The 7203-nt window shown below is 64.7% G+C and carries 5 protein-coding genes; 3 read left to right on the top strand and 2 right to left on the bottom strand.

The features are described 5' to 3' along the window. Positions 1 to 17 precede the first annotated feature (17 nt). A complete protein-coding gene (locus JCR33_RS24600) occupies positions 18 to 1679 on the bottom strand; it encodes a DEAD/DEAH box helicase family protein (protein WP_198884797.1) in 1662 nt (553 codons plus the stop codon). Between the two features lie 310 nt (positions 1680 to 1989). Then, positions 1990 to 2625 (bottom strand): recombinase family protein, encoded by a 636-nt coding sequence (locus tag JCR33_RS24595; RefSeq protein WP_232372811.1) that lies wholly within the window; start codon positions 2623 to 2625, stop codon positions 1990 to 1992. Positions 2626 to 3023: 398 nt separating this feature from the next. Here JCR33_RS24595 and JCR33_RS24590 point away from each other — a divergent pair, with 398 nt between their 5' ends. The 3 genes from JCR33_RS24590 to JCR33_RS24580 all read left to right on the top strand — a co-directional run. Continuing rightward, complete coding sequence (locus JCR33_RS24590; protein ID WP_198884795.1) at positions 3024 to 4868, top strand: type I restriction-modification system subunit M; 1845 nt, start codon at positions 3024 to 3026, stop codon at positions 4866 to 4868. Beyond that, a complete protein-coding gene (locus JCR33_RS24770) occupies positions 4865 to 6214 on the top strand; it encodes a restriction endonuclease subunit S (protein WP_211110570.1) in 1350 nt (449 codons plus the stop codon). Before JCR33_RS24590 ends, JCR33_RS24770 begins: the two co-directional genes overlap by 4 nt. Then, a partial coding sequence (locus JCR33_RS24580) for a Fic family protein (RefSeq protein ID WP_198884794.1) occupies positions 6211 to 7203 on the top strand: 993 nt, incomplete at its 3' end. The genes JCR33_RS24770 and JCR33_RS24580, both read left to right, overlap by 4 nt.

Genomic DNA, 7203 nt, shown 5'->3' with positions numbered 1-7203 from the left:
TTCAGTCGGCGACCGGGTCAGTTTTCCAGCGGCGGCAACATCGGCAAGCAGCGGCCGTGTTCGTCCACCTGCCTCAGCCTGCCCCGGCTCGCCCCCTGCACGAAGGCGGCAAGGAGCTGCCCGTCACGGTACGCCTCGTAGTCCCCCTTGAGGAGGACGGACTGGGCATCCTGCAGGTTCTCCTCGGTCGGCCGGCGGCTCTCCTCGTCACCCTGGAGGCCACGGACATGAGCGATGTGCATGTCCCGTGGTCGGTGGAACTCGTCGAGCAGGTAGACGACATCGACGTCCTTCCACTCGTTGGATCCGACGTGGTGTCCCCAGCTGGTGAGCGACAGCCGGTCTCCGAGTGCCGCCTTCAGGTCTGCCGGAACATGGTTCAGCAGCTTCCGCGGGCAGATCACGAGAGCCCGCTCCGCGTCGCCGAGTGTTCCGTCGATCAGCCACCGCACCCAGTCGACCCAAACCTCCAGACAGCCGCCCTGATTCTCGGCGATGGCTGACGCTGCCCGCGGCTTCGGGGTGACGAGGGCAGCAGGCTTGTCGACGATGAAGGGTTGAAGGTCCCCGTAGTCGACCACCGGGACCTCGGTGCAGCTGTCGTCGCGCCAGTTGACGATCTGGGAGACCCCGTCGAGCCTCCCGGTCGCATCGAGAAGGACGATGCCGGGCTGGATCTCGTACTTCACCGAGTAGCCCATGAAGGCGCTGCCGTAGCCGACATCCTGATGATGCCGGACCTTGAACACCTGCCCCTTGTCGAGCGCGGCGATGAACCCGAAGAGCCTGTCGAGCCACTCGCGCAGCGGTTCGGCGCCACAGTAGCCGGTGGGATCCGCCAGTGCCGCAAGGCTCTCCCGCTCGTTCCGCCAACGGTCTGCCACCCGGGCGACCGCCTCCACCTTGTCCGTGGTGAGGGGCAGGTAGCGGCCGGCCTTCCCGCTCTCCTTCATGCCGCTGTAGGCCGTCCTGAGGGCAATCGCGATGTCCTGCAGGTCCCGCGATGTCCGGTCACGGGAGATCTTGCTGCCCTCCGGGGCAATCGCGGGGGTCTTGCGGTCGTACCAGTCCCGCAGGCTGTCGAGTTCGCCGAGCCGGACGAGGTGGGTCTCGACCTTGCCGGTCCACTCGTCGAGCACGATCAGGGAGCGGCCCTCGGTCGCCATGTGCCCGTGCTTGTCCATCCAGAAATTCTGGGTGACGATGAGGATCGGCCAGTCGGGCAGCTGCGACAGCGTGATTGCAGGGTTGTCCCGTAGGAGGCCGTGGTCCTCGCATGCCGCCTGACGGGTCCTCGGCGATATATCGGTCCGGTGAGCGGTGGTGAACACGTTGATCGTGTCGGCGTACTCGCCCGGATCGTCGAACAGGAGGCGGGCCTCGCGGTACATGGCATCGGCCATCCGGATCGTGGGCACCAGGATGACGGTCCGCTGCCGCCGCGTGCGCCACAGATGGGCGGCGTAGACGAGAGTCGCCGTGGACTTGCCGGAACCGGTGGGCGGCGCGGCAACCTGCATCCGTGCGTGCCCCTCGGCGGCATCCTTCCGGGCCTGATCGAAGAAATGATGGAGGACGGTGCAGGTGTCCTTCAGGAGCGCAGTCGGGCTGCTGCCTCCGGTGCGCCTGCGCTGGAACCGCGCCACCTGGTCGAGGAAGCGATCGAGATCGGTCTTCATGGTCGGTGTTCTCGTGTCGTGCAGGCACGCGCGAACGCCCCCTCCCGTGACCGGGAGTGGTGCGTGCATGGCCTTGTCGTGTGGGAGATGCGGGGACCGGCCCCGGTCTCGAACGGCAGACGGCACCGGCGAGCGTGCGGGTGGCGGGTCGTCGGCTACGGTCGAGTGTCAGGCAGGTCGTGGCGGTGACCGGGAGCGACCGCAGGGTCCTCCCTCATAGTGCCCAGCGGTGGCCGTCAGGCCCCTTCGCGGTCCGGTGATGTCGCGAGTGGCATCCCGGGGCGGACGGGACGTCGGCTCGTGCGGTCGGTCAGGAACGCCACGCACGCAGGGCTCGCTCCGCCGCGGCCGGATCGTCCCTGATGCGGTAGACGGTCTGCCGCGACACCCCGGCCACGCGGGCGATCTCGGCAGGTCCTGTCCCGGCGGCGAGGAGTTCGACGACCTTGTCGAGCTTCTCACGATCGAAGCTCGGCTTCCGGCCGCGGTAGACGCCCCGCTCCCGCGCTGCCGCGATACCGGCGGCCTGCGCCTCCTTCGTCGTCTCGGCCTGTGCCTCGGCCATCGCCGCCATGAACCCCAGAAGGGCATCGCGGACGGCTCTGGTCATGGGGTCCGTGGAGGCACCATCGAACGTCATCGCGTTGATGACGGTGCGGATGGTCACGCCCCGGTCGAGGAGTTCGCGCACGGTGGCGGTGACGTCCGAGTAGTTCCGTCCCAGCCGATCGATCCAGCGGACCACCAGCGTGTCGCCATGGCGCAGGATATCGAACAGGCGACGTCCGTCCGGCCGCTCGGCAAGCGGGACACTCACCCCCGACACGCCATGGTCGGTGATGACCTCGTCGATGGCGAAGCCGGCTGCTTCCGCCTGAGCGAGCTGGTGCGATGCGGTCTGCTCGGTGGTGGAGACGCGGGCATAGAGGATGGTTCGCGGCATCATCGATCGTCCGTCCGTATGGGTAGCGTCCGATCATTGGCGCGTCCGTAAGCCGGCAGTCAACCCGTACGGACACTTCCAGGGACTCGAAGCGGACGTCCGCTGGACCATACCCTGCAGTCACCTCGCAGTGTTGCGCCGCTTGTGACGCCAGCCACAGTTCGCCCCTGAACCACCAGCCGAGGGGACAGCACTCTGTACCGTGGCCAAATCAGGTTGGGAATTTGAGGGGCCACCGGGGGGAGCCGCGCGGTTCCACGAATTCTGATGCGAGCTCAAGTCCGTGACCCAAAACCAACGGGTCGACGCGCGCAGCCATCGTTCTGACGCCATCGCTTGCATGGCGCGCGTCGGCTTCGCGTAGGATGGGGCCGTGAGATCCAGCATCCGAGCTTCTGCCCATGGCCGACGTCAACCTTTCCGCCCTGATCTGGTCCGTTGCCGACCTCCTGCGGGGTGACTACAGGCAGTCCGAGTACGGCAAGGTCATCCTGCCCTTTACCGTTCTGCGGCGGCTTGACTGCATCCTGGCGCCCACCAAGGCGAAGGTGCTTGCGGAGAAGGAGGCGCGGGAGGCCGCGGGCATGAATCCGGACCACTTCATGCGCCGTGCGTCAGGCGAAAAGTTCTACAACGCCTCGCCGCTCGACATGGGCAGGCTGATCGGTGACCAGGACAACATCGCCCCCAATCTCGGCGCGTACGTCGACGGGTTTTCGCCTGAGGTGCGGGACATCTTCGAGCGCTTCGGGTTCGCGCTGGAGGTGGACAAGCTCGCGAAGAACAAGCTCCTCTATCAGGTGACCGAGCGGTTCGCCCGCCTCGACCTCGGCCCCGCCACCATCGGCGCAACGGACATGGGGCTCGTCTTCGAGGAGCTGATCCGGCGCTTTGCGGAGGCCTCCAACGACACGGCCGGTGAGCATTTCACCCCGCGCGAGGTGATCCGCCTGATGGTGCACCTCCTCTTCACCGAGGACGACCATCTGCTGCAGAACCCCGGCGTCATCCGCTCCATCTACGACCCCACGGCAGGAACGGGCGGCATGCTCTCGGTCGCGGACGAGTACCGGCTCGACTACTGCCCCGACGCGCGCTTCGTGATGTCCGGGCAGGAGCTAAACGACCTGTCCTACGCCATCTGCAAGGCGGACATGCTCATTAAGAAGCAGGACGTTACTCGGATCGTGGTCGGCAACACCCTGTCGGACGACGGGCACGCGGGGGAGACCTTCAACTACATGCTCGCCAATCCCCCCTTCGGCGTGGAGTGGAAGAAGGTGCAGAAGGAGGTCAAGAAGGAGCATGAGGAACAGGGCTTCAACGGCCGCTTCGGCCCCGGCCTGCCGCGCGTGTCGGACGGCTCGCTTCTCTTCCTCATGCACCTGTTGTCGAAGATGCAGCCGAAGACGGAGGAGCCGGACTCCGGGTCGCGCTTCTGCATCGTCCTCAACGGCTCGCCCCTCTTCACCGGCGGGGCGGGCTCGGGCGAAAGCGAGATCCGCCGCTACGTCCTCGAACACGACCTCGTGGAGGCGATCGTCGCCCTGCCCACGGACATGTTCTACAACACCGGCATTGCCACCTATGTCTGGGTCGTCACCAACAAGAAGGCGGCGCACCGCAAGGGGCTGACGCAGCTCATCGACGGCAGCCCCTTCTGGCACAAGATGCGCAAGTCCCTCGGCTCCAAGCGGCGCGAGATGGGGGAAGGCGACATCGACCTCCTCTCCCGCCTGTTCGGCCAGTGCGCCGAGGCCGAGCTTGCCACCCTCTTCGATGCGGACGGCCGCGAGATGGGCCGCGAGGTGGTGCTGAAGAGGGAGCCCGCGCCCGAGCCCCCCGAAGGCGGCAAGGCGAAGCTGCGCCCGCTCTCCCTCCTCGTGAAGAACGAATCCTTCGGCTACCGCCAGATCACCGTGGAGCGCCCCTTGCGCGACGAGAACGGCGAGCCGGTGCGCGTGGCCCGCGGCAAGCGCAAGGGCGAACTGCAGCCCGACCCCGCCTTGCGCGACACGGAGAATGTGCCGCTGGGCGAGGACGTCGCCGCCTACATGGAACGCGAGGTGCTGGCCCACGCCCCCGATGCCTGGGTGGACGAGGAGAAGACACGGGTCGGCTACGAGATCCCCTTCAACCGGCACTTCTACGTGTTCGAGCCACCACGGGAGCTGGCCGAGATCGATGCCGATCTGGCCGAGGTGACGCGGAATATTCAGCGGATGCTGGCGGAGCTTGCTGCGTGAGCAGGCCGTACCCTGACTACAGCGTGAGCTGCGACGAGCGGCTCGGGTATCTTCCCGTGCACTGGCACACCGTGGCTCTAAAGGTCGTTTGCACCGTCTTCCCGAGCAATGTCGACAAGCACAGCCATGAAGGGGAGCTGCCTGTCCGGCTCTGTAACTACACTGATGTCTACTACAATGACGTGATCACCGCAGGCTTGCCATTCATGGAAGCTACAGCAACTCCTGAAGAAATCGCCAAATTCACGCTCAGGGCGGACGATGTTATTTTCACCAAGGACTCCGAAACAGCCGATGACATCGGTATTTCAGCTTTAGTAGCCGATGACATCGGCGAGATCGTCTGCGGTTACCATCTCTCAATCGCGCGACCGTCTGGACCGGTTATTGGCGGGTTTGTGAAGCGGGTCTTCGACTCGCACGCAAGCAAGGGGTATTTCGAGACAAGAGCAAGCGGCCTGACCAGAGTGGGCCTCGGTCAGTATGCCGTGTCCAATCTGCCAATCCCGCTCCCCCCACTCGCCGAACAGCAGGCGATTGCTGCGTTTCTAGATCGGGAGACGGGGAAGATCGACGCGCTGGTGGAGGAGCAGCGGCGGCTGATCGCGCTCCTGAAGGAGAAGCGCCAGGCGGTCATCTCCCACGCCGTCACCAAGGGCCTCGACCCGTCCGCCCCCATGAAGCCCTCCGGCATCGACTGGTTGGGGGATGTGCCCGCGCATTGGGAGGTCCGCCGTCTGCGGCACGTGAGTCCGGCGATCACAGTGGGCATCGTGGTTGAGCCGTCGAAGTACTATGTGGAGAAGGGTGTACCTGCCCTCAGGTCGCTCAACGTTCGTCCGGGCCGAATCTCGACGGACAATCTCGTGTACATCTCCAACGACTCCAACGATGAGCTATCTAAATCAAAGCTACGTGCGGGCGACATCGTCGCTGTCAGAACGGGCCAACCTGGGACCGCAGCCGTGATCCCGCCGGAGTTAGATGGTTGCAACTGCATCGATCTCATCATCATTAGGGGTGGGGTCCAAATATCGAGCGACTATCTCACGTGGTTCTTGAGCGCAGACGCCGCGCTTAGGCAGTTTGCAGAGGGCTCCGGCGGAGCAATACAGCTGCATTTTAATGTAGGAACCGCCTCTAACCTGATCATAGTGCTTCCGCCGCGAGCGGAGCAGGATCGCCTTCTCGCATTCATTGCCAAAGAGGCGTCTAAGATCGATTCATTGGTGGAAGAGGCCGAACGCGCCATCGCCCTCCTGCAAGAGCGCCGCGCCGCCCTGATCTCAGCAGCCGTCACCGGCAAGATCGACGTGCGCGAGACAGCAGGGGTCGAGGCCGCATGAAGCTCGAGACCTTCGAGGCAGGGCACTGGCAGCAACGCTTCCGCTACAAGAGCTTCGAGCCCTTCCCGATCAACGAGGAGTGGAGCTGGGAGGATCCGACCGTGAGCGGCCTTGTGGAGGAGGCCAATCGGGCGCTCGGCGAACTCAACGCCTTCTCGCTCATCGTCCCGGACATCGACGTCTTCATTCAGATGCACGTCGTCAAGGAAGCGCAGACGTCGAGCCGGATCGAGGGAACGCAGACAGGCATCGACGAAGCCTTGATGCCCGAAGAGCAGATCGCCCCCGAAAAGCGGGACGACTGGCGGGAGGTGCGCAACTACGTCGCCGCCGTCAACGGCGCGATCGCCGATCTTGAGACACTTCCCCTGTCCAACCGCCTCCTGCGGCAGACCCACGCCACTCTGATGCACGGGGTGCGCGGCGAACACAGGCAGCCCGGCGAGTTCAGGACGAGCCAGAACTGGATCGGCGGATCGGACCTGACGGATGCCGTCTTCATCCCCCCGCATCACGATGGGGTCCCGGACCTGATGTCGGACCTCGAACGCTTCCTCCACAACGAGGACATCCGCGTCCCCCATCTGGTGCGTGCCGCCATCGCACACTACCAGTTCGAGACGATCCATCCCTTCCTTGATGGCAATGGCCGGATCGGGCGTCTTCTGGTTCCACTCTACCTTGTCAGCCGGAACATCCTTTCGAAGCCCTCGCTCTATCTTTCGGACTTTTTCGAGAAGAATCGGGCAAGCTACTACGATGCGCTGATGCGGGTCCGCACATCCAACGACATGCTCCACTGGGTTCGCTTCTTTCTCTCCGGCGTGGCAAGTACGGCCGCCAAGGGACGGGATGTCTTCAGCGAGATCCTCACACTGCGCAACGAGGTGGAAGCCCAGGTGATGAGCCTAGGCTCCGGCCCTAACCATTTCCTTACCGTTCTCGTGTCTGGAGTGCTCCCCGTTTCACCGGACATGCCGGCTATTGAA

It is taken from the genome of Acuticoccus mangrovi (assembly GCF_016411865.1).
Lineage (GTDB): Bacteria > Pseudomonadota > Alphaproteobacteria > Rhizobiales > Amorphaceae > Acuticoccus > Acuticoccus mangrovi.
The sequence above is the reverse complement of the archived record's forward strand: the minus strand, read 5'-3'. Positions and strand labels throughout refer to the sequence as shown.

Excerpts from the sequence above, each read along its gene's own strand:
- JCR33_RS24600 (WP_198884797.1), bottom strand. The coding sequence starts at position 1,679 with ATGAAGACCGATCTCGATCGCTTCCTCGACCAGGTGGCGCGGTTCCAG.
- JCR33_RS24595 (WP_232372811.1), bottom strand. The coding sequence starts at position 2,625 with ATGATGCCGCGAACCATCCTCTATGCCCGCGTCTCCACCACCGAGCAG.
- JCR33_RS24590 (WP_198884795.1), top strand. The coding sequence starts at position 3,024 with ATGGCCGACGTCAACCTTTCCGCCCTGATCTGGTCCGTTGCCGACCTC.